Annotated in this window: 15 protein-coding genes; 6 read left to right on the top strand and 9 right to left on the bottom strand. The window is 59.8% G+C overall.

Features of this window, described 5'->3' with window-relative positions; all coding sequences use genetic code 11:
• Nucleotides 1-292: iron-sulfur cluster assembly protein (locus AC3WVS_RS14915; protein WP_492319266.1), on the bottom strand; the 292-nt coding region annotated here is incomplete at its 3' end.
• Nucleotides 293-337: 45 nt separating this feature from the next.
• On the bottom strand, nt 338-2,248 hold the full coding sequence (gene selB, locus AC3WVS_RS14910) for a selenocysteine-specific translation elongation factor (RefSeq protein ID WP_492319265.1): 1,911 nt from the start codon (nt 2,246-2,248) through the stop codon (nt 338-340).
• Between the two features lie 519 nt (nt 2,249-2,767).
• Between selB and AC3WVS_RS14905 the strand changes: the two genes are divergently transcribed.
• A complete protein-coding gene (locus AC3WVS_RS14905; protein ID WP_492319264.1) occupies nt 2,768-3,766 on the top strand; it encodes a Dyp-type peroxidase in 999 nt (332 codons plus the stop codon).
• Nucleotides 3,767-3,808: 42 nt separating this feature from the next.
• Here AC3WVS_RS14905 and AC3WVS_RS14900 read toward each other — a convergent pair whose 3' ends face one another.
• Nucleotides 3,809-5,347, bottom strand: coding sequence for an FAD-dependent oxidoreductase (locus AC3WVS_RS14900; RefSeq protein WP_492319263.1), 1,539 nt, complete (start codon nt 5,345-5,347; stop codon nt 3,809-3,811).
• A gap of 159 nt (nt 5,348-5,506) precedes the next feature.
• Between AC3WVS_RS14900 and AC3WVS_RS14895 the strand changes: the two genes are divergently transcribed.
• On the top strand, nt 5,507-6,157 hold the full coding sequence (locus AC3WVS_RS14895) for a DUF1345 domain-containing protein (protein WP_492319262.1): 651 nt from the start codon (nt 5,507-5,509) through the stop codon (nt 6,155-6,157).
• Nucleotides 6,158-6,420: 263 nt separating this feature from the next.
• Here the strand turns inward: AC3WVS_RS14895 and AC3WVS_RS14890 are convergent, their stop codons facing one another.
• The 4 genes from AC3WVS_RS14890 to AC3WVS_RS14875 all read right to left on the bottom strand — a co-directional run bounded on the left by AC3WVS_RS14890 (nt 6,421) and on the right by AC3WVS_RS14875 (nt 12,640).
• The gene (locus tag AC3WVS_RS14890) at nt 6,421-6,816 is read right to left on the bottom strand and encodes a hypothetical protein (protein ID WP_492319261.1); all 396 of its coding nucleotides are present in this window, start codon (nt 6,814-6,816) and stop codon (nt 6,421-6,423) included.
• A gap of 618 nt (nt 6,817-7,434) precedes the next feature.
• On the bottom strand, nt 7,435-8,424 hold the full coding sequence (locus tag AC3WVS_RS14885) for a TniB family NTP-binding protein (protein WP_306848032.1): 990 nt from the start codon (nt 8,422-8,424) through the stop codon (nt 7,435-7,437).
• A 14-nt stretch (nt 8,425-8,438) separates the two neighbouring features.
• Nucleotides 8,439-10,397, bottom strand: a complete 1,959-nt coding sequence (locus tag AC3WVS_RS14880) for a TnsB C-terminal domain-containing protein (protein ID WP_492319260.1) — start codon at nt 10,395-10,397, stop codon at nt 8,439-8,441.
• A gap of 545 nt (nt 10,398-10,942) precedes the next feature.
• Nucleotides 10,943-12,640 (bottom strand): site-specific integrase, encoded by a 1,698-nt coding sequence (locus AC3WVS_RS14875; protein ID WP_492319259.1) that lies wholly within the window; start codon nt 12,638-12,640, stop codon nt 10,943-10,945.
• Between the two features lie 777 nt (nt 12,641-13,417).
• On the opposite strand from AC3WVS_RS14875, the gene iteA reads away from it, so the two are divergent.
• From iteA to AC3WVS_RS14855, 4 genes are all read left to right on the top strand, one after another.
• On the top strand, nt 13,418-14,566 hold the full coding sequence (iteA, locus tag AC3WVS_RS14870) for an anti-phage ATPase IteA (protein ID WP_306848038.1): 1,149 nt from the start codon (nt 13,418-13,420) through the stop codon (nt 14,564-14,566).
• On the top strand, nt 14,526-16,838 hold the full coding sequence (gene iteS / locus AC3WVS_RS14865) for a S8 family anti-phage peptidase IteS (protein WP_492319258.1): 2,313 nt from the start codon (nt 14,526-14,528) through the stop codon (nt 16,836-16,838). Before iteA ends, iteS begins: the two co-directional genes overlap by 41 nt.
• Nucleotides 16,839-16,979: 141 nt before the next feature.
• Complete coding sequence (locus AC3WVS_RS14860) at nt 16,980-18,647, top strand: AAA family ATPase (protein WP_492319257.1); 1,668 nt, start codon at nt 16,980-16,982, stop codon at nt 18,645-18,647.
• Nucleotides 18,644-19,519 carry an HNH endonuclease gene (locus AC3WVS_RS14855; RefSeq protein WP_306848044.1) on the top strand — a complete coding sequence of 292 codons (876 nt, stop codon included), beginning with the start codon at nt 18,644-18,646 and terminating at the stop codon, nt 19,517-19,519. Before AC3WVS_RS14860 ends, AC3WVS_RS14855 begins: the two co-directional genes overlap by 4 nt.
• Nucleotides 19,520-20,509: 990 nt before the next feature.
• On the opposite strand, the gene AC3WVS_RS14850 is transcribed toward AC3WVS_RS14855, so the two are convergent.
• Both AC3WVS_RS14850 and AC3WVS_RS14845 read right to left on the bottom strand, forming a co-directional pair.
• Nucleotides 20,510-21,244, bottom strand: a complete 735-nt coding sequence (locus tag AC3WVS_RS14850) for an MgtC/SapB family protein (RefSeq protein WP_492319256.1) — start codon at nt 21,242-21,244, stop codon at nt 20,510-20,512.
• 12 nt (nt 21,245-21,256) lie between these two features.
• Nucleotides 21,257-22,636, bottom strand: coding sequence for a TolC family outer membrane protein (locus tag AC3WVS_RS14845; RefSeq protein ID WP_492319255.1), 1,380 nt, complete (start codon nt 22,634-22,636; stop codon nt 21,257-21,259).
• Nucleotides 22,637-22,649 lie beyond the last annotated feature (13 nt).

The following is a 22,649-nucleotide window of genomic DNA, read 5'->3' as shown; positions in this document are numbered from 1 at the left end:
TCACGCCCGGCAGCAGCTTGACCCCGCGCTGCACCGCGTGCGCGACGATCTTCATGGTCACGGCGACGCTGACATTGCTCACGCCCGGCACTTGCCGCACCGCAGCCACCACCAGCTTGCGGATCGGATCAAGCTGGCTCTTCGCGGGGTAGCCGAGTTCGACTTCCAGCGAGACATCGCCGCCGTCGACACGGATATTCCTGGCCGAGCGGGTGGAGACCAGGTCCTTGCCCGTATTGGGGTCGATGACGGTGCGCAGGGCTTCGGTGACCTGCTCAGTGCTGACGCTCAAGACATACTCCGCTGCTGATGAACGTAGGGAGGCAGTCGTCGCCTGTCAAAGCAACTCCAGCCAACGACTGTCCGTGCGCACCATGTGCCGGCCACGGTCGAAGCGTGTATAGCCAACGCGATCGAAGAACTCCAGGACCTGGATCGCACGTTTGCGTCCGAGCCCGGTGGTGTTGCGAAACGCCGCGGCGACGACCGTGCCGGCGTTCCTGCTGGCGTCGGCAGCGGCAAGCAAGGCCAGCTCCCGAATGGCCTCCGGATCGTAGAAGAGATCATGCACGACCTGAAACGTCTCGCCATGACGCGCGAGCTTGCGCATCAGTTGCCGCACCCTGTCCTCCGGCACGCCATGCGCGCTCGCCAGCTCGCGCACCCATGGCGGATCGAAGCGCCCCGCTTTCATGTCCTGCTGCAGTGTCGCGGCAAGCGAGCGATCCGCATCGTCGAGCGTCACGGTGTGCCCGGGCAGGTGCAGCCAGGGGCCGTTCCTGACGATCTCGCCGCGCGCGCAGGCGTCATCGACGATCGCACTCCACAACGCGTCTTGCGCGAGCGGTGCGGCGATCCTGCGCAAACGCGCCACCTCCGGGCCCAGCACATCCGGCGAGCGTTGGTGGAATTGCCGGAGCGCAGTGGTCAGTCGCGCCGCCAGCGCCCGCCACGCCGCGCTCGACACCAGCAAGGCATCGTCGTTCGCAAGTTCGATCACGCGCGTGTCCCGCGGCAGCTCGATTGCCGCCGCCGGCATGCCGCTCAGCCGTTCCAGCAGCGCGCGCGACAGCCCGTTTGGCGCCTGCTCGAGCAATGTGCCAACCGAGCCGGTGTCAAGCATGGCCTGCATCGCGTCGAGCCACGCCAGCCGCGCCGGGGAACGGCGCTTGCGCGCGGGCGCGAACGGATCCAGTACATCGCCGCCGCCGATGGTGCGGCTGGCCTGCGCGTTCCGCACGACAAAGGGATCGCCAGGCAGCGCGCACACAGGCCGCTCGAACACAAGCTGCACGCGCGCGCGCTGGCCGGGGGCAAGCGTCGGGCCATCGAGCAGCGCGACATGCGCCACCTGATGCTGCGTGCCCAGGTGAACATGCATGGGCGCCCAGTGCTCCAGCGCAGGGGCGTCCGGCAACAGGGTCAGCATCACATCGATGCGCACCGACGCCTGCGCCAGGCGCACATCGACCACCCAGTCACCGCGCTCGATCGCGCCCTTGTCGATACCGGCCAGGTTCAGCGCGCAGCGCTGTCCTGCCCGCCCGGTAGCAGCAGGACGATTCTGCGCATGGATGCCGCTCACGCGCACAGACTCGTTCTTCGGCGCGAGCAACACCCTGTCGCCGACATGGATGCGCCCGGACACCACGGTTCCCGTCACGATCGTCCCCTGCCCGGCAAGCGTGAAGACCCGGTCAACCGCAAGGCGGAACAGCCCGTCGTCGCGCTTCGTTCGCGACGCGGCCGCCGCCGCATGCAGGTGCCGCTTCAACGCGTTCACACCCGGATCGTCGGCGCGCATTGCACAGGTTTCAAAAACCGGTGCGTCTTCCAGCATGCTGCCGCGCCGGAAAGACGCGATCTCCTCACGCACCTGCCGCAGCCGCGCGTCATTCACGCGATCGACCTTGGTCAGCGCAATCGCGCCGCGCCGGATGCCGAGCAGCTGCACAATCGCCAGGTGCTCGCGCGTTTGCGGCATCACGCCGTCATCGGCGGCGACCACCAGCAGCGCGAAGTCGATGCCGCTCGCGCCCGCGGCCATGGTGTGAATCAGCTTTTGGTGGCCCGGGACATCGACCAGGCCGAGCACGTCGCCGTTCTCGAGCGGCACGTACGCATAGCCAAGCTCGATCGAGAAACCGCGCGCCTTCCTTTCCTTCAGGCGGTCGGTATTCATGCCCGACAGCGCCCTGACCAGGCTGGTCTTGCCGTGATCGATATGTCCTGCCGTGCCGACGATCATGGCCGCGTCAGATAGCCCAACAGCCTGACGTGACGGAGACCATCAGGGACTGTCGTCGGGGTTTCCTCGTCGTGATCATGCATGGTCTCCCCTATCCTTGTTTGAATGGCCGATGAGGCTTGCTGATGCGTGCATCGATGCCGCTGTGCTTAGTGTTCCTGCATCGTTGGAGACAAGATAATTGCCTGGCCACCTAAGGTAAATTCAGCGATTCTTTGCGTGCCTATAAGCGATGCCTTAAGTGGCAGCTAGATGGACAGATTGACCCGAGAGACCTGGCTCAACATGGACATTTTGTCCATCGCGCAGGCCCTGCAGCGCTTGCGGCGCGCCGGACCGCCTGACTTTCCAAGGATGCCGCCACGGGCACAGGCCTTGCTCCAGCTGGCTGGATTGGCAACCGCAACTGACACTTCCTGGCCAGGAGAAAATGAAAGGTCAGAGGCACCACTCAATTCGTGTAGGCTTATGCGTTGAATTCTCTTCCGTCAGCCCGCAAACCGATTCGGTATAACCAACATGAAGAGCCCGATGCCTACAAAGGTTCCCGAACCACAGGCCGTTTCCGGCACGGTCACCCGCAGCGCCATATTCATCGTTGCGACACTCACCGACGGTGACGACCACGCCGACACCGTCCGCGCGTGGTGTGCCGACGTTACCGCCGTCGTGCGCGCGGTTGGCCATCGTTTGCCGTCGGGCAACCTGTCCTGTGTCTGCGGCTTCGGCGCCGACGCCTGGGACAGGCTGTTCGGCAAGCCCCGTCCCGCGGCACTGCACCCCTTCCGGGAGTTCGGCACCGGCGATCGCGTCGCCATCGCCACGCCGGGCGACCTTCTGTTGCACATCCGCGCCGAATCGATGGACCTCTGCTTCGAGCTTGCCACGCAACTGCTCGGCAAGCTTGGCAATGCAATCCAGGTTGTCGACGAGGTGCACGGCTTTCGCAACTTCGACATGCGGGCGTTGATCGGCTTTGTCGATGGCACGGAGAATCCGGCCGGACGCGAGGCGGTCGATTTCACGGTGATCGGCGACGAGGATGCCGAGTTTGCCGGTGGCAGCTACGTCATCGTGCAGAAGTATCTGCACGACATGGCCGGGTGGAATGCCCTTCCCGTGGAAACGCAGGAACTGATCATCGGGCGCAAGAAGCTGTCCGACATCGAACTGGACGAAGAGGTCAAGCCATCGTCATCGCACAGTTCACTGACCACGCTGGTCGAGAACGGGCAGGAGGTGAAGATCCTGCGTGACAACATGCCGTTCGGCCGCCCGGGCGCGGGCGAGTTCGGCACCTACTTCATCGGCTACGCCCGTTCGCCCGCGCCGATCGAGAAGATGCTCGAGAACATGTTCGTCGGATTGCCGCCCGGCAATTACGACCGGCTGCTCGATTTCAGCAAGGCAGTCACCGGTAGCCTGTTCTTTGTCCCGTCGGCCGACCTGCTTGAAGGACTTGCGGACCGCGAAGCCCCTGCTGCCCGATCGCTCAAAGGGAGCCGCCAATTTGAATAACCTGCACCGCGCTCGCAGGCGCGCGCGGCCACGGTCAGTCGATCACGCCCCGGTTCCTGTCGCCTGCTGCTCGATCGCGACCTCCGCCCGAAGACTCGCCAGATCGCGCCCGACCGTGGCAACCGCAAGCCGCTTGTCCTTGTTCCAATAGGTCACCGTGCAGTCATGCGCGGCGGGATCGCCGTCGACATCGAAACGATCCCATGGCTCCGCATGGCCCACGTAGTTGATGGCCACATCATAGTGCTGGGTCCAGAAGAAAGGCACTGCCGCAAAGCGTTGCCGCTGTCCCAGGATATTTCGCGCTGCCACCACGCCCTGGCGCTCGGCGACCACCCAGTGTTCGACGCGGATACGCTGGCCCGTTCCCGGGTCGGGCCAGCGCGCAATATCGCCCGCGGCATAGATGCCAGGTTCGCTGGTCTGGAGAAATTCATCGACCGCCACGCCCTTGTCCAGCGCGAGGCCGGCGTCCTGCGCCAAGCCCACGTCGGGGCGAACGCCGATCCCGGTCACGACCAGGTCGGCGGCCAGCTCCGCGCCGGTCGACAATCTCACCCGATCCGGTTGAATCTCTGCCACCGTGGCCCCGAGATGGAACGTTACCCCGTGCGATTCATGAAGCGCCTTGATCATGTCGCCGAGCGTCGCGCCCAGGACCCGCTCCATCGGATGCGCTTCGGGCGCGACAACATGCACTTCCAGTCCTCGCGTTCGCAGCGCCGCCGCGACTTCCATCCCGATAAAGCTTGCGCCCACCACGACGCATCGGCGTGCCATGCCGAGACGCGCGATCAAGGCGTCGCAGTCGGCCAGCGTACGGAGCACGCTCACGTGCGGCAAGGTTGCGCCAGGAACGTCGAGCCGTATCGGCACGGCACCGACGGCAAGCAGAAGCGCGCCGTAGCTCACGTTGCTGCCATCCGAGAGCGTGACGGATTTTTGCGCGGGGCTGAGCTTGACGACACGGTTGTTAGAGCGCACGTCGATGTCGTGATCCGCGTAGAACGTCGGTGGCCGCATTGGCAGCCAGTCCGCGTTTGCTGTCCCGGCGAGGTAGTCTTTCGACAGATTCGGCCGATCGTACGGCAATGAGCGATCGGCGCTCAGCAGCGTGACTGGGCCGCTATAGCCTTCGCGCCGCAGGGTTTCGACCGCGGCAGTCCCGGCGGCGCCGCCGCCGATGATCACCACGGATTCAGGGAGTCGGGCCGAGGCAAGCCTCGGTGGCCGCATCGCCGGCAGCGCTTCGCGGACGAAGGCCTTCCCGTCTTGCTGTTCCACGCGCCAGCATTTCAGATCGTCCTGGGCGGGCGGCCCGAGGACCTCGCCGGTGCGAAGACTGAAGCAGGCGTGATGCCACGGACATCGGATCGTGTCGCCGACCAGCAGGCCGTCCGCCAGTGGCGCGCCATAGTGGGTACAGGTCGCACCGATGGCAAACAGTTCATCAGCCCAACGCACAAGCAAGACCGGCTTGCCGCCAACCTGGCCTGTCACCATGCCGCCGTCAGCAATGTCAGCCAGCGGCACGCCCTGGGCGAGATCGGGCTTATCCGTGGAGGAAGAGCTTTTGGTCATGGCGTCTCTCCTTGCCGGTCATGGCACAGGGCCATTATCGACCTCGATGCCGCCAAATGAAAGGCGCATGCAGCGTTACAAACTGCGCGACGGCACGGATATTATTCACGGAAGACCAGCCTCCTTTCCTGACGAAGGGTCATCCGGATGAATACCCCCATGAACAGACCCGCCCGCTTCGCTATCGGCAAGCGCATTGCACCCGCACGCTTTCTGCTGTGCGGCGCCATATTGATCGTTGCGACCGTTGCCGCGGGTGCGCTCGGCGCGGAGCCACGCATCGCCCTGCTGATCGGTTTCGATCTCGCGGCCCTTGTCTTCCTTGGCGCCGCGCTGCCACTGTTGCGCGCCGATCCTGCTGCCATGCGGCGCACGGCGGAACACAACGATGCCAACCGCACAGCGCTGCTCACGATCACGGTGCTGCTCTCGATGGTGATCCTGGTCGCAATCGGTACGCTGATCGCGCGCCCCGAGACACCGCACTGGGCCGACATCGCGCTGATCGTCGCCACGCTCATCCTGTCCTGGCTTTTTGCCAACACCGTTTTCACGCTGCACTATGCACATCTCTACTATCTCCAGACCGCTACCGGCGACCAGGGCGGGCTGCAGGTGCCAGGCGTGCAGCACCCCAGCTATTGGGACTTCCTCTATTTCAGCTTCACGCTGGGCATGACTTTCCAGACTTCTGACGTGACCATCGCCGGCGCCCACATGCGCAGGGTGGTCCTGGGCCACTGCGTGGCCGCGTTCCTTTTCAACATGGGGATTCTGGCGTTCACTGTGAATGCCCTGGGTGGCTTGTAGTCGACTTGGCCGTGCGCCCGAAGTGTTCCTGGACAAATGTCGAATGACATGGTTGCTGAAAAAATGCCCTTTGATATACAAGGCCTTATTCAGTAATTCTGTCACCAAGTCTCATCTCGGTTGACTCAAAAGTCGCGAAACCGTCAACTGTTGACGGAATTACTAGAAATTTCAACTGGCAACAGCAGAGTCATCACATACATGACCGATGAGTCACAACCACGACAAAATCCTATTATCAGAATTCTCGCCGTATTCCTACTTTAAAACCAGTCGCGGTCTTCGGAGCACCCTCCTCGCATATCGTGCAGGTGAATGCGCCGCGACAGGTGGTTTTTCGAGCAAGTTGCATCCTGCATGAGCTCTGCTTCCGCCCTCAAACTTTTTAACCGCGCAGATTCCGCATCCAAAATGAGAAGTTTTATTTGTCTGACCATCTCCGCCGTGATACCGCCTGCTTCCAGTTTGGTCCATCGGTGATCTTTATTACCCATATCGTGCAAAGCAGCGGCAACGCCAAATATCTCCAGCAATATGAAGTCTGACGCACATATCAAAACATTATCACGAAAATTCTTCGGCCAATCGATAAGCGAATCTCTAACAACATCATCGATACTCAGGATAGTTGGTGTTTCAAATAACCAGTGAAGTTCCATGAGCAATCTCATCATGCCGGGCAGATCCAGTTTCCGCACCCATAACGGCAATAAAAGTCTATTATCATTGATCCGTTCCTTGGCAGAGACACCCTTCAAATAAGTCCCAATTGCCAACTCCCACGTCGCGGAATCGGCTCGAACACCTATAACCGGAGTATCTCTAAGTTCGAATCCACAACTACATCGATTAGCAAGAACTACACGTGGCGCAACCGGTTTGCTGCACGCGTGACACAAGTGCAACAACGGCTGCAGATGCACCGGGCAGAATCGACTATCGTAGTAATCAACGATCCATAGTTGATACCCAAACTCCGCAGCACAGCCACAACAATATTTTACCCACCTATTCTCAAGTCTCCGACCCGGAATCTGCGTGAGGCTGTCAGTCCACGCGAACGGGATCTCATGGACGGCGGACCCACATAATCGTCCCATCACTTGAAACCAGGGACGGATCCGACGGCGCTCCAAGAAGGGAACTCCTACGCGGTGGCCGTTCGCGTTGTAAACCCGATGAATATACATTCGAACGCTCTCATCAACCTTCGCTTTTGGCCGAAGGGGAAACTCGGCTAATTCGAACCTCGTCCTGGTCTTCACAATACGAACTCTTCACAAGTCATTAATGATCGCTGTCGATTTGGACTCTTTTTTGGGAAGATCAGCGGCATAGAACGGCTCGCCGTATTCACTTAGGCTACGTCCGCAGAAATGTCCTGAGAAGGGATTAAGTTCCCCCACACCCTGATACCATATTTCCGCCGAAAAAGCTCGCTCGAGTAGGCTTTGATCAATGGTCCAGGCCCCGCTAACATGAGCCAGCAGCAACGCTCGACTCAATAGGCTAGCGAGATACCCGATCCGCCCGTCAGTTGCATAGTAAAATTGCATCAAATCATCAATCGATGCATCAGGTCGAAGCGAGCAACGTAGCGGCATACCCTCCAGAAACGAGATAACGACACCAGCAAATTCGTTTACGCTGTCCGGGTCGTCCATATTGAATCGCTCAAGAAATATGGTCGCACTAAACCGTCGCCGTAGTTGCTCGTTAGCATCCAATAGATATTGTGTTCGTGGCAGCCCAACTAACGCAAAAGGACATCCAACGGAATTAGAAAAAGCTTTTATCCAGTCAGCAGCCTTCGAAACCGTCAAATCCTGCCCACGATCGCGTACATGTTGCATCTCGTCCAGAATAGCGATAAACACGCCACAGCCAATAACTAGCCGGCACAACCTAGCTGTCTTGTCGGAAATCGTGCCCGCCCATGGCGCTGGATCACCGATCTTTGAAAGTAGGCCTTCCACCAATGATTTGATTGTGGCAAGGGCTGGTATTTCCATATAGAGAACGGGAATAACGTTTCGTTCCGGCTCCCTCCTTTCTGGATATTGCGAGACTAATAGTTTGCACAGCGTGGACTTCCCGCAACCAGACGACCCCAGGATCAGATGGTTCGATGCAACTCCGGTTGCGCGATATAGCTCGATCGCCTGGATCAATTGCTCGAAGGCATTACGAAAGCGGGGAAACATGAAGACGTTTTTTCTCAAAGCGGCTATCGCACTATAGACATCTGGCGGGATCGCTTGTGACATGATTGCCTCCGCAACTACGGCAGCCGCATTTTTGGAAAAGGCTTTACCTCTGACAACGCGAGTGATGCGCTCACTTCCGCTATTTGAAGACTACTACTCTTGGCCACCACTCCTTGCCGGTCAAGATTTCTAGTGGGGTGCTCACTATTAGCGCCTTGGATGCGCGCCGCCTTTTTACGGGTCCGTAGTTTTCTGCTGCGCAATAGATCTTGGATTCTGTTGGCAAGGACTGCTTTGGCATACAAGAGCGAAGATTCGTCTTGTTCGTTCATCCGCCGGTCCTTGGCCAACGCTCGAATCAGCCGATGCTGCGCCACCGTAAGCCCGTTGGCATACTCCGAAAGTACGGCTGGCACGACCAACGGGGTATTGCCTTCTGGTGGCCACACAATGACTTTTCCTAGATCTTCCGGGTCGTACACCAGTCGAACGGAAATGCCTTCACCATAGCGCCTCATGAGCTGTTTCAGCGCTTCAGTGCTATACCGTAGCCCTACCAAGCCAATGGCGTCATGTCGAATCCGGCGTGTCGTCGGGATGCCTAGCGCAGGCATGAGATCAATGGCACTTTGCGGTAGGCGCGGCGGCTCCAACGCCGCAGAAGTCTCCCAAGTGCGGTAAGGCGTGTCGTTCAGGCTTCTATGTGGCGTTTGAGCGTAGATGTCAAGCAGCCATTTCTCCAAAGCGTGCTTGAGCTCACCTAGTGTCAAGATGGCATGCTTCAAAGGATCATATTCTCCGCGCTCAGCGACATGCGCGAGACTGGTGCCGGGTAAGCAATGCGCAAATCCATAATTTAACGTCTTCAGAAATCGCTCAATGGTTCCTTTGAATCGCGGTTGACGTACAGGGCAGAAGGCCAATTCAATGCCCAGCTCAAAGCAGGCTCGTTCTAGTGCGTCGCTTCGGAACTCCATGCCATTGTCCACAATTAGTCGATGCATCAGGCCATAGCAATGCCAGCGATGCTCCACCGTTAGTCCAGGAATAAGGTTCTCCGCTGCACGCTTTGGCAGTATCGCGTGACGTAACGCGCCTAGCACGGCAGATATAGAAGGGCCACCGAAGCGCAAGTAGTAGCCCATAGGCATGCGGCTATAGTGATCAATCACCATTGTCATCAACGGCCTACCCAAAGGCAGAAAGGTCTTGTCGTCGACAACGAACACATCCATCGGAGTATGGTCGATCTCGGCTCGCTCCAGTACTGCTTTGCTCTTCACTGTTTGACTTGTAAGCTTGACCTTACAACCTCCCATTCCACCACCTGCCTCAATGCTTTCCAACCCATACTCCGCAAGACGAGGAACGAGCCGATAGAGCGTCCTACGGGTTGGCACTTTTAATTGCAATTGCGCTGGTCGCCCGTAATTTTCCCTATCCATTAGGACTCGCAGCGTTGACTCGACATCTACCATGGTCCAACGCTGCATCGTTTTTTCGGCCTGCTTAATAGCCTGCACAAGCAAAGCAATTACTTCGGGATTCGTATTCGGCTTAGCCGGCCCCCGTCGGTGATACAGTGGCACTAGCGAGCGAACGTCTTGGGTCAGCCGGAATCGACGATGCCAACGATACAATGAGCTGACTGTCGGTGGCTTGTTATCGCTGAAAGTTGTAGCAGCTGCTTGGATTAGGCTCTCCATCTCAGCTCTCGTCCAAGGAACTCTTCCAGCGTCGGCCAAATAATCTAAATAGCGCTTTCTCCTGTACGCTTCGGACTTAACATGATCCGGCAGCTCTTCAAGTGGACGCCCGAATATAGAATAAGGTAATTTGGCTGCAGAAGGTCCGCATGCGGAAAGTGTTCCCGCCAGGTATTCATCCAGCAGATCGTCTTTACGGCAGGTATATACGTAGCCTGTTTGCAGATCCTCGAGAACAATGCTGCCATCCTCAACGATTCGCACGATCTTTACTTGAACCTGGTTGCGCTCAAGTACCGCACCCTTACGCAAAGTGAAGCCGCGCATGACGCGCCTCCTTCGAACGTTGAGCAACACAGATCCTTCGACGTGAATCCTCTTCACGCTGTCTCTCATCAAGCGAGAAACTTGCCTGAACCGCAGAGAATTGCGATGACCACAGCCACCCGGGGACCTCGCTTCACCAAGTCACGCTTCAGTCCCATACAACCGTGGGGATTGGCTGGTGGCACCGTAACCCAACTTCGGAAGGACCATCAAACGCTAGTCCTTAGGGACACAACTGTCACTACTAGGTGCGAGCGGATCCAGACAGATAAGTAATATCCAGGCCAGCTGAGTCCGCTGCCAAGTCATTTGGCATTTCAAGAGTCAGGAAAGCGCGCCCACACAAGTATTCTCTTATGCTCAAAGAATCGTTCTGCCCCCATTGCAAAGCAGGTGGGGCAGAACGGCTTTGTGGGGCATGGAAATGCAATTGAAGGCAGGAATTAGGCCCTGGCAGTAGTCGACCCGTGACAATGCATGGACATCTCACAAAGGTGATGTCGTCTAAACTGATTTTGCGATTCAGATCGCCGGCCCAGCCGGAATCAGTTGCCGAAGACCACGCCGAGTTGCCTCGCGCGCTTCGAGTCGTCACCGTGAAGATAGCAGGAAGTCGTCGAAATCGACGCATGTCGCATGTTGTCCCGGAGCGCAAGCAATTCCACACCTCGCGCCAATGCATGGGTGGCGTGGGTGTGCCGCATCCAGTGAGGGCTCGCACGGCGTAGCTTCTCAGCCGCTGCAGGATGGTCCTCGTAGATCAACTCAGCCACCTGCGAGAAGAATCGCCTCAACACATGCCACAAGCGCGTGCTCGTGATACCCGCGTCTGCATGCGTACCAAGTCCGCCAATGATCAGCGTCCCGGGATGCCAGCGGGTTCGCGTTACCGGTAGGCCGCGTTCAACCAAGTAACGATCCAATGCGCTCCGGGCCAGCGGCGGCAGCGCCACCCGGCCGCCGCGACTACCCTTGCCGATCACCCTGAGCCAGTAATCGCCCTGCCCGTCGGTCTCAATGTCGCCAAGCGTTGCACCGACCAGTTCGCTGGCACGCAAGCCAGTCGCGTAGCCAAAGTCCAATACAAAGCGCAAGCGTTGTGCCGCGGCGCCATCCCAGCCATAAGACCATTCCAGACCGTCGGCAACAGTCCGGACTAGCAGCCACTCCCCTTCTGTGAACGCGTGAGAGCTCTCCAGCGCCGTCTTTCGGCCGCCACCGCGCACCTTGATGCCGGCGAATGGATTGACCAACACATAGCGTTGCTGGATCAGCCAGCGGAACATCGCGCCGAGGATCGACAAGGCATGCGCGGCCGAGCGCGCCGACAGGCCACCGGTGAACGGCCGCCAGTCCGGCGCGGTGCGCGGCCGCGCGGGCCCGACCCAGCGCTCGTGCGGTGTCGGGCGCCGCAGAAAACTGCGGTAGGCCGTCGCGTCCTCGGTGGTCAGTGACGACAGCGGCCGCTTGCGCTCGACAATGGCCCACAAGATCAGGCGCTCCGCTTCCTTGCGGTAGGTCCGTTGCGTGGCCTGCGATTCATGCAGGGCCAGCCATGCCTGGGCGGCGGCGTAATCGTTGTCCGCGTTGAGTGTGCAGGTCTCGCGCGGCGCGCGGAACTGCCCTTGCGACCCATCGACTTGCTGCGGCAGGCGCAGCTGCTCCCATGGCACCACCACGCCACGCGGTGACTGTGCGACCAGTGCGCGCGCCCGCTCGGTCAGTTGCGGATGCCTGGCGAAGAAGGCCTCCACCTGCCGCGCGCCGGCGGCGCCCAGTCCCGGGATGGCGGCCCACCAGCGCCGCCGCCGCGGCACGCGTACCGTCAGCGCCGCCAGCGTGTCGATGCCGTGCGCGCGCAGCGCGGCGACCGTCCGCGGCGCCAGCCACAGGCCGATGTCGTCGCTGATGGCTGGTGCCGGCGGCGGCAGCGTGCGCAACTGCTCGATCGCCTGGTCCGCTATGCGGCCATTCTCGGCGCGCTCGGCCGCGGAGATTTCGAACAACTGCGCGAGGTCTTCGCGCTGGCGGCCGCGGGCATACGTGGCGAGTTGCCGGCGGATGCGGCCCAGCATGCCACGCGACGACTGCCCATCGGCCTTCTCTTCGCCCAGATACCGCGCGACGGCTTCCCTTGTGGTGAGTCCCGCATGCCACGCCCGCAGCGCGGCGAGCGAGGCGGCATCCGGGAAACCGGATGCGACGGGCGGTTGCTTGGATTGCGGGGTCAAGCGGGTTTTCATGAGCGCCAGTTTAGCGCAGGAACAGTGCTATTAGGATAAGGATAGTTATCGCAATACTATGGCACGGCGAAGTAGCTCGGGTTATGTTGGGACGCTACAACCAGATCTTGCCTTGCGGTAAGCCAATAAAGTCCTCGAAAACGACAAGGACAACGAGGTCGTGATCTATTGCCTCGAAGGATCGGAGCCTGCTGCATCTGCATCAGCAACCCAAGCTCTAAACCAGATGAGAACCCATATCCTGCTAGTCGCGTCGGGAGCCTCGGCGGCGGCAGCCGATCCCGCCGGCTGGATCGCGCCAATGCGTCGACATTTTGGGCGCACTAAGCGTCGACTGAAAGCACGGAGAGTTTAGTTGGTCCAGATAGTGCTTGCGCCCGTTCCAGTTGCTCAACAACTGTTGGATATCCTGCATCCTGCTGCGACCGCTCCATCATCGCGTACGCGCCGCCGCCCAAGCGATCGGCCCATCCGCCATGAACCCCGTCGTTGAGATGGCGCTAGCGGTCACCGCGCGACTTTTCGTGCACTTCCGGTCAAATCCAAACTGTATATTCATACAGTGTCAGGCGAGCCGCGCCGTAATTGGCCGGCTCGAACGGCGTATCCAAGGTCCGTTCGGGGTAGTACCACCCACTCGCCACCACCGTGGTACCTTCCAGTAAGGCGAGATTCAGAATTTCGGATCAGAATGCAAATTTTTCGATTCGATACTGGTCATTTGCGTTACGATTCGATGCCGTGACGAAACGATACTGAGGTTTGGCATTGGAGCACTTGTCCGAAGTTCTCAAGATTCTAGATGGTGCCCTGAAGGCTAACGCGTCGATGGCCGGCAATTACGCGGGCTTGCTGGCGGACAAGCTCGAGCGTAGTGGCGAACGCGAGGATGCCCTGCGTATTCGAGACCGACTGGCACGGGCGCCGTCGGCCATGGCCTTCGCACAAGATGGTTCGCGGATGACGACTGCTGTACCAACGGACACCGAGAGTCGACTCGATACTGTCGACATTTCGTACCCCGCGCTGCAGGCGGAGGGGTTTCATCTGCCCTCCGCGGCAGCAAAGCGACTGCAGGAGTTTGTGGCGACGGTCGCGAACTATGATCGGCTCGCGGCAGCAGGCATCGCGTCAGTCAGCCGTCTGCTTCTTTACGGTCCGCCGGGCACGGGCAAGACAATGACCGCGCGTCAGCTCGCCAGCGAGCTCGCGCTGCCACTGGCGACAGTGCGATGCGATACCCTGATCAGTAGTTTGCTTGGCCAGACAAGTAGAAACTTGCGTCGAGTATTTGACTTTGCTGAGCAGACGCCATCCGTGCTGTTACTGGATGAGTTTGATGCGCTCGCCTCTGCGCGCGGTAATGAGCGCGATGTCGGGGAATTGCAGCGCATCGTGATTGCGTTACTGCAGAACATTGATGCATTACCTGGCCATACCGTAGTCGTCGCCGCGACAAACTTCGCACAGGGAATTGATCCTGCCGTTTGGAGACGTTTTCCGTTTCAGATTCCCTTTTCCATGCCCGACGCCTCCCTGCGACGAGCCCTTTGGAAGACCATGCTGCGAAACTTTGCGCCGGCGTCGTTGCATTGGGACGAACTTGTGCACAGCTCCGAAGGCGTATCGGGCGCCATCATCGAGCAAGTATGCAACGATGCCATTCGCACGGCTATCCTGGCCGGACAACCCGAAGCCGATCCCACGGAAATCCTTCGAAGGTTGGGTATTGCCATTTCCCTAATGAATGGGCACCATCTGCCATCAATAGAAGACGAGGTGCGCTGGTTGAGGCAATGGAGAAGTGAAGCCTTTTCCTTGCGAGAGCTTGCACGGCTCTATGAGGTCTCGACCAGGCAAATCTCCAATATGCTGAGGGGTCAGAATGCCGCCAAAGGTACGGGCAAAAAGAATCGATCGGGCTAGACGCGCCAATCCGTATGTACATGTCGCGTTCCAGGCCAAAGATTTGTTTGGCGTAGAAACACAAGGGGGGGGTGGTACCGAGTTTGTACCCGTTACACCCGCCCTGCGCAGCAGCTTGTGCAAAGCCCTGTCGGCCGCCGTAGAAGCGAGTAGTCAGGACCTGATCGTCCCAGACGTCCCCGCCGTGCTCGTGTTGGAGCTCCGAGAAAAGGCCATTGCAAAGAGCCATCGACCGACCACCCTTGCCGCCGAAGCGCAAACGGTGCCTGTTGGGCATGGAGCTTTGAACGAAATGCTGATCGCAGCAGACGCGGGCGCCATTTCGGCACTAGATCAGGTCATCAAGACACGGGCGACGAAGGCGATCCGCGAAAATCTGAGCGCGCTCGACGGCATTCGTTCATGGGGCATGCAGCGCAGGCTGCCGGCCCCATTGCGCGGCCTGGCGGACGATGCCCTGTTTAAGGCGGTCAAGTTGGCCGCACAGCGCGTTTTGGTCCGGCTGTTTTCCTATGCGTCGGAGGAAACTTCTAAGAAGGTTGTGCACCGGTTCCTTGAATTTCTTAAGCGATCAGGCCTGACTGCCGATCAGCTCCCCCAGCAGTCAGGCCCTCCCCTGTTCCTTATCCCGATCGACGGGCAGCTCACGAAGAACAAACTAACTGAACTGCTGCGATTTCCGGCAGTTCGCCGGGTCATGCCCGAGCCCCACATACACAGCTCCGCCACTGGTATCATCGCCCCAGCGGAGGCCCACGCATTGCCAGCGCCTGACGCCGACTTGCCTGTGGTGGGCATCTTCGACAGCGGCGTTGCCCCAACACTTCGCAGCATGGCGCCGTGGATCGCGGGCCGGGACACCTATGTTCTGCCACCGGACACCAACTACGAGCATGGCACTTGGGTGGCCTCGCTAATTGCTTGCGCGGCACACCTGAACGACGAGGACAAGCGTTTCCCGCTCGTGCCGTGTCGGATCCACGACGTTGCCGCCGCCGAACTCGGCGGCACGCGCCTAGGTGACCTCATCGTGCGATTGCGCGCAGCCGTCGCCAAAGAACCGAAGGTCCGCGTGTGGAACCTTTCCGTCGCCACCACTTCCGAGGTAAGCGATGAGGAGTTTAGCGAATTCGCGCGCGAACTCGATGCACTCAGCGACCGCCACAATGTTCTGTTCGTGGTGTCCGCCGGCAACTACCTGCTAGAGCCAAGGCGTTCGTGGCCTGCAAGCGATGGTCTGCTTGACCGGCTGGCGAGCCCAGGAGACTCCGTGCGCGCTTTGACAGTAGGGGCAATTGCGCATCGAGAAGGTGAACACACCCTCGTGCGCTCAGGCCAGCCAGCCCCGTATTCCAGGCGCGGCCCTGGGCCAGTGTTCACGCCTAAGCCAGATGTCACCCACTTCGGTGGCAATGTGAATACAGACTGGAATAGCTCGGGTGTCGGCCTAAAGGTATTGCATACAAATGGCAAGACAGCCCGTGTGTTTGGGACAAGTTATTCGGCGCCCGTTGTTGCTGCACTTGCCGCACATACGTGGCGGAACCTGGAAAGTGGGCAACGCCGCAATCCAGTCCCCGTCTCGCCAACTTTGGTGAAAGCACTGATCGTCCATGCGGCCGAACTGAACTCTCCACCCCGCACCGCGCGGGAGCGCAGGTACTTTGGGGCTGGCATTCCCTCCGATCCGCTCGGCGTTCTTCACGACTCGGATTCCAGCTTTACGCTCATGTTCGAAGTGGATCTTGTCGACGGTGCGAAATGGCGCAAGGCGCCTTTCCCGGTTCCGGCATCCCTTGTTGTCGACGGCAAGCTTCGTGCCGAAGTGATCATGACCTGTGCGTATGCTCCGTCGTTGAACGGTGAGGCAGGTGCCGAGTATGTGAGGTTCAACGTCGAAATCGGCTTTGGCACGCTGTCACAGTCCGAACAAGGCGACTTGCAGTTTCACGGAAAGCTGCCCGGAGACCATGAAAAGGGCAATCATGGCTTCGAAAGCGCCCAGATCGAGCACGGTGGAAAGTGGGCTCCTGTCAAGGTATTCCGGCGCGCCATGACCAACGGAGTGGCCGGCAACCTCTGGGCCGTACAGGCATCCGTACTACGACGGGAGTTCGAACCTCCGTTGAGGCAACCGCTCAGGGCGGTCGTACTGGTCACGCTTCGTTCGCTCGACGAGAATCCGAACGTGTACGCGGACGGTCATAAGGCATTGCAACGAAGTGGATGGATTACCCAAGCTCTGCCTGTCGGCGTCAATATCAACACCTGAGAGCGTGGCCAGGCTCACCGGTTCGCCGGCCCGTTCCGGCTCTTGCACACCATCCGCATTTCGATTCCAGTGCGCCCGGTACGCCGATGAGGTCCGCGGCTAGCCTTCTCGCGCTCTTTGCGATATTCGTCTGACCAGATTATGGATGCTTCATCCAAGAAACCCTCACGCTCATTTTCGCTGCTGTTTGGCACCCGCCAAGCGCTTCACGAAGCTAGGCTAGAGAGCAATACCATCCTGATCGTTCCCTCTGACAACGACTGGAACGACTTCGGCTACCGCATTCGAGTTGACATCCGCGCCCGCATAGTTACCGAACCTGGCGTCGAGACGCAAGTTGAGGGGATGACGAGCTTCCTGGGATTCGTTACGGACTCTGACGGAGTACCTAACGGCGTTGCGCTAATCGAAAAGCTGCTACATGACGCGAAAACACAAACGGTCCCTGTCAATAAAACGCCCCAGTTCTTCACGATGCTGCCCGACATGGAAAGCTATCGCGAACTCGAGCGTAATCTCGGCAGCCAGCGTATCGTTGATCTGCTCCTGGCGCTCAACGATGTGGTAACGTCAGCGGAGTTTGCACCCGCAACAAAATGGCTTTCCCGCGCTACCGCCACTGAGGTATTTCAACAGGCGTTCCTGCGCAATTCCGATTCCTTCTTTGCCTACAAGAACGCTGGCTCAGTGCTTCGTGGCCGAGAATTTGAAGTATTCGGGAACCTCTCACGTGCCGTACACATTAGTTTTCAACTGGCGGGAAGAGAGAATCCGCATGACCTGACATTCCGGTTTGAGCATGAGGCCCTGCTGCCAAAACGCATTGCGGTGGTCATAGGCAAAAATGGGGTCGGCAAGAGTCAGACACTCGGACGTATCGCAAAGGCCGCCTTACACGGGAGGCGCGAGCTTTCCGATGGAGATACTAGCGGGCGCCTAGTCGTGAATCGGATTCTCGCGTTTGCGCCTACCAATGAGGCCCGTTCTGTGTTTCCCAGCGGAAACGTCAAGCGGCCGCGTGTATGGTATCGACGATTTTCTCTCAATCGCTCAGGGTCCAGCCGCAGCAGCGACAGTATCGCAGAGCAGATCCTACAGCTAGCTCGCTCTGCCGAGGCACTTGGCACCTCTTCGCGATGGGACATCTTCTTGAACGCGATTCGTGCCATCGATAATTGGGAGCAGCTTGCCCTGATCCGGCGACACAAGGGCAGCTCCCCCCTTCCCCTGCACAGCCTGATTCTGACAAACGAGCAAAGTGTCTTGCGGCGACTCGGTTCCATTGATCCTAGCAAGGAGCCCGTGCGTACGATTGACGATATGGTCTATCCACTGAGCAGCGGCGAGATTTCGTTCCTCCGTTTTGCGGCACAGGCTAGCCTGCATATCGAAAACGGCTCCCTATTGCTCCTGGACGAGCCGGAAACCCATCTTCACCCGAACTTTATTAGTCAGTTTGCCGCGCTGCTGGATAAGCTACTCGCCCAGTCCGGATCGGCTGCGATTATCGCCACGCACTCCGCTTACTTCGTGCGCGAAGTTTTCCAGGATCAAGTCGTTGTGTTGCGTAGCGACAAAGAAGGCTTCGTGCAGTCTGAGCAGCCGAAGTTGCGGACTTTTGGCGCCGACGTCGGCGCCATCTCGTACTTCGTGTTCGGGGAGGATGAAGCTTCAAAAATGGCTCGTGCCCTGGAAGCACGCCTCAAAAAAGGCTTCGATTCCTGGGAAAAGCTCTACGAGGCGTACAAGGACCAACTTTCACTGGAAATGCTAGGTTCGCTACGCCAAGCGATGGAGCGTCCATCATGAATCGCCTGCCGCGCCCACTTCATGATGACGCCACCGCCATCGCAAACCTAGCCAACAACGCGCGGCTCGGCAGCTATCCGGATCTACGGGCCGAACTACCCCATTTGCAGCAGGCCTACGCCCAGTATGTGGCCGCCGGTGGGAACGTGCATGCGATAGACCCAGTTCCGATTAGTGATGTGGTTGGCAACCATTTGAGGAAGCACTACAAGCAGCCTCCCGCAGAACTTCGACATATTGATACCCTGCGTTCGGACCACGAGCACCGGACTTGCCCGATGTGCGGCTCCTCGCATAGCGGAACATTGGACCATATTCTGCCAAAGGAGACGTACGCCGCGTTCTCCATTTTTTCCTGCAATCTGGTACCCGCATGCAAGTGCAACGCCCTGCGCGGGACGGCCGTCACAGGGCCTGGCCCCAATCAGCGAGTGCTCCACCCCTACTTCGACCTGTGTCTCGGAACTCGCTTGCTCGCCGCTAGCTTCACGGATCTGGGCGACGTGCCCAGCGTCGCGATACAGATCATCCCCGAAGCCACACATCCGGAATACGCGGCGATTGCGTTTCATGTACAAACGATCGTGGAGCGCACGGCCATCAAGAACTTCCTTCTTGAGCGCTGGTTCAACCTATGTCGCAAACCGAGTCTCGTCGTGCGCGCCCTTGCAACAAATCCAGCCTCGGAAGTGAGCCTGCGCCAAACGCTTGAGGACGAACTGGATCAACTGGACGACATTTCTGGCAGCAAGAACAATTGGCACTCGATATTTCTCGCCGGTCTGCTCGAACTCGATACCTTGCGCTGGCTCTATCGACAGTTGCAGAAGCCCGGACGCGCTCCCAATGAACCACTGTTGCCCTCGGGGTGACATGTTCTCTCACGATCGCGTCTATGTCAGCCAAGTCGAACGGAAAGTCACGAACCTTTCATTAGATATCTCTCCAAAATCACTGGCATCGAGATCACTCACGTGCAGTACAGCGGCGCTTCACCTGCAGAGCAGGCGTTGCTTTCCGGGGAAGTCAATTTTTCCTGAGTCCGCTTCTCAGGAAGCAATGAGGACTACCAGAAGAAGCGCGCTGAAGGTCCACGCACTACTCAACATGGAGCAAGCCGTTCGTGGCCGGATCATGCGTCCTTTACCGAAACCAGCCCGTTGAAGGACTTTAACTTCCAGCACTGGGCCGGCTATTCCATAACAAGGCCGGCTGTCGGCCCCCGCGGCCATTGGGCCTTGAACTGCGAAGTGGCTGAGAAAGGTCGAGAAGAGCCGACGGAGGCGCTACCGGCGGAGGTCGCTAACGGCCACCTTGAGTCGCTCAAGGAAATTTCACGACTGCCCGCTTCCGGGCCGAGAAGAGACGGTCATCAATGATGCTATGACCTTCGGCTCGTAGACCGTTGCGGCGGTCGCGAACAGAAGCCCTGTCTCGCAGAAAAGGCTTGGTCGTGGCTGCCTGTCCGTAGGCAGACACGTTCCGACACCGGGGCCGCCGGGCAAGCGGCTCAGATCACGCAGTCGGAACAGCAGGGTTGCCGGCAACTCTGTCAGGGGCGCGCCGCAAGCACTGCAAAATTATGCCCTGCGGCTGGACTCATGGCCGCATTGCGGGCAGATCTGCGCAAGCTTTTGCCCGCACTCCTCTTAGAACTTTCCTCGCGCCGGGTTCTCGAACCCGCATTTGCGCATGCTGCCCTCTGACCTTCGCCTGCCACGGACTCATTAGAGGCGTAATCACCGCCCGTCGCAAGAGATAGGTTTACCGAAAGTACCGGTCACCAAAACGGTTAAAGGCATTCTGGGGGCCAGGCTGCAGCGGTGAGCAACACTTCGTCGCGCTTACCCAGGCTTACCCGGCTAACTGCGCACCGGTACGATGCTGAACCGCGAGACACCCTCGGTTGCAGCCATCTCGGCCGCCAGCGAAGCCGGCGATATCGCGCGCGCCTTGTCCGGCGCGACCAGGCTGACGCGCCACACTGCCTGGTTGTCAGCAAACGTTATGTTCAGGGTATCGTGCAGCACGCGATAGCCGCGAGCCCTTGCCCTGTCGATCAGCAGATCGAAATCAGGCGCTTCTCCGGGTTGGAAAGTCAGCGTCAGATCAAGCGTCATACGGCCCGGAAGCCAGGCCTCCAGCCGATGCAGCAGGGACATCGAAGCCACGCAGAGCACAGCGAGCAGCAACCCGGCGGCATAAAAGCCCACGCCCAGCAGCACGCCTATGGCCGAGGCGGCCCAGATCGATGCCGCGGTCGTGAGGCCCCGGATGGTCATGCCGTCCTTCATGATGACCCCCGCGCAAAGGAAACCGACGCCGGTGACGACCCCCTGCACGATACGTGTCGGGTCTGCCTGGGCGTGCGCTGCAGCACCGCCGTACCACAGCGCCGGGTAGCCGACGAACACCGTCAATGCCGCCGAGGCCATGCATACGAGGCCATAAGTGCGCATGCCAGCGGCCCGGCCGTTGTACGAGCGCTCGTAGCCCACCAGCATTCCCAGCAGCAACGCGCCCACCAAGTTCAACCCGATGAACGCGTTGGCGGCGAGATAGCTACCGCTCCAATAGTGTTGCAGATCGCCGATCATGGGGTCTCGCGATCAGGATGCGAGCCAGGCATTCAGCGAGCGCAAGGTTTCCTCGCTCAGCTCGCCGGCCGCGGCGGCAAGACGCAGACGGCCAAGGAGGTAGTCCAGGCGTGCCTGGACCACGTCAAGCTCGGCGGCGAACACGCGCTGCTGCGCGTCCAGCACGTCGGGTTCCGTACGGGTGCCCACGTCCCGGCCAAGCGTCGTCGCCGCGAGCGCGCTACGCGCCGAAGTCAGCGACTGCTCGAGTGCGGCGACGCGCGACACGCCCGTTTTCACCGCGAGGAATCCGTCCTGCACCTTCAGGCGCACGTCGCGCCGGGCGGCGGCAAGCTCCTGCTCCGCCTGGCTCTTCTTCGCAACGGACTCACGCTCGCGCGAATCCAGGCTGCCGCCCGCGTAAAGCGGAATGTTCAGCTGCAAGCCGACCGTCGCGGTTCGGGTGTTGCTGGGTGCAACCCAGGGAGCCAGGTTACCGCTCTGCCCTTGTGCGCCATAACGTGCCACCAGCGCGACGGTCGGGCGGCTGCTGACGCGGTACTTGTCGATCTCCATGCCGGCAATGTCGAGCTCCGACTGCCTGGTCTTCACCAGGTAGCTCTGCTCTTCACCCCTTGCCTGCCACGCCGCGAGATTGTCCGGTTCCGGCGGCCTCGGCGCGAATTTGGGTGCCAGCGCGGTGAGCTGCTCGGGCGGCATGCCGACCGTTTCCTGGAATCGCGTGCGTCGTTGCTCCAGCGCGGACTGAGCCGTGACTTCGCGACTCTCTACACCATCCAGGCGCGCCTGGGCTTCATGAAGATCGGTGATCTTGCCCTGCCCGACGTCGAAGCGGGCCTTGGCGCGGTCGCGTTGCTGGCGCAAGGCCGCCTTCTCGGCTTGCACCACACGCAGCGTTTCCTCGCCCAACACCACGCCGAAGTATGCCTCGGCGACCCGCAAGGCCAGATCCTGGCGAGACTGGTCGAACTGCGTCTGCGCCAGGTTTGACTGCTCGCGGAACTGCTTCCTGGTGGCTACTGCGGTCCTGTCGTACAGCGGCTGAACCAGCACCACGCCGGCCTGCCGCGACGTTCCCGAGCTATCGCCAGATACCAGCGGCGCGCCGTCGACCGGCTGGTTGCCGGACGAACGATTGTTGATCCTGTCCAGCGTCGCCTGGAGGTTTACGCGGGGACGCAGCAAGGCGTCGCCCTGCACTGCCTTTTCCCGCCCCGCCGTGAGCGCATCGTTTGCAGCGAGGCTCGTCGGATCATGCGCCAACGCCTGCTGATAGGCCGTCACGAGATCGATAGCGCCCGACTCTCCGGCGTTCAGGAACAGCATGCAGCCCAACGCCACTTGCCCGGCCCGCAGGGCCATACTCAATCTATTCATCGAAATCACTCTCATCGTCACATTGCGA

The organism is Cupriavidus sp. CPT47-8839-RL05A (assembly GCF_058792255.1).
The sequence above is the reverse complement of the archived record's forward strand: the minus strand, read 5'-3'. Positions and strand labels throughout refer to the sequence as shown.

Excerpts from the sequence above, each read along its gene's own strand:
- iteS (WP_492319258.1), top strand. The coding sequence starts at position 14,526 with ATGCCGCCAAAGGTACGGGCAAAAAGAATCGATCGGGCTAGACGCGCC.
- AC3WVS_RS14845 (WP_492319255.1), bottom strand. The coding sequence starts at position 22,636 with ATGAGAGTGATTTCGATGAATAGATTGAGTATGGCCCTGCGGGCCGGG.
- AC3WVS_RS14855 (WP_306848044.1), top strand. The coding sequence starts at position 18,644 with ATGAATCGCCTGCCGCGCCCACTTCATGATGACGCCACCGCCATCGCA.
- AC3WVS_RS14880 (WP_492319260.1), bottom strand. The coding sequence starts at position 10,397 with ATGCGCGGCTTCACTTTGCGTAAGGGTGCGGTACTTGAGCGCAACCAG.
- AC3WVS_RS14885 (WP_306848032.1), bottom strand. The coding sequence starts at position 8,424 with ATGTCACAAGCGATCCCGCCAGATGTCTATAGTGCGATAGCCGCTTTG.
- AC3WVS_RS14890 (WP_492319261.1), bottom strand. The coding sequence starts at position 6,816 with ATGGAACTTCACTGGTTATTTGAAACACCAACTATCCTGAGTATCGAT.
- AC3WVS_RS14860 (WP_492319257.1), top strand. The coding sequence starts at position 16,980 with ATGGATGCTTCATCCAAGAAACCCTCACGCTCATTTTCGCTGCTGTTT.
- AC3WVS_RS14905 (WP_492319264.1), top strand. The coding sequence starts at position 2,768 with ATGAAGAGCCCGATGCCTACAAAGGTTCCCGAACCACAGGCCGTTTCC.
- AC3WVS_RS14895 (WP_492319262.1), top strand. The coding sequence starts at position 5,507 with ATGAACAGACCCGCCCGCTTCGCTATCGGCAAGCGCATTGCACCCGCA.
- AC3WVS_RS14875 (WP_492319259.1), bottom strand. The coding sequence starts at position 12,640 with ATGAAAACCCGCTTGACCCCGCAATCCAAGCAACCGCCCGTCGCATCC.
- selB (WP_492319265.1), bottom strand. The coding sequence starts at position 2,248 with ATGATCGTCGGCACGGCAGGACATATCGATCACGGCAAGACCAGCCTG.
- AC3WVS_RS14900 (WP_492319263.1), bottom strand. The coding sequence starts at position 5,347 with ATGACCAAAAGCTCTTCCTCCACGGATAAGCCCGATCTCGCCCAGGGC.
- AC3WVS_RS14850 (WP_492319256.1), bottom strand. The coding sequence starts at position 21,244 with ATGATCGGCGATCTGCAACACTATTGGAGCGGTAGCTATCTCGCCGCC.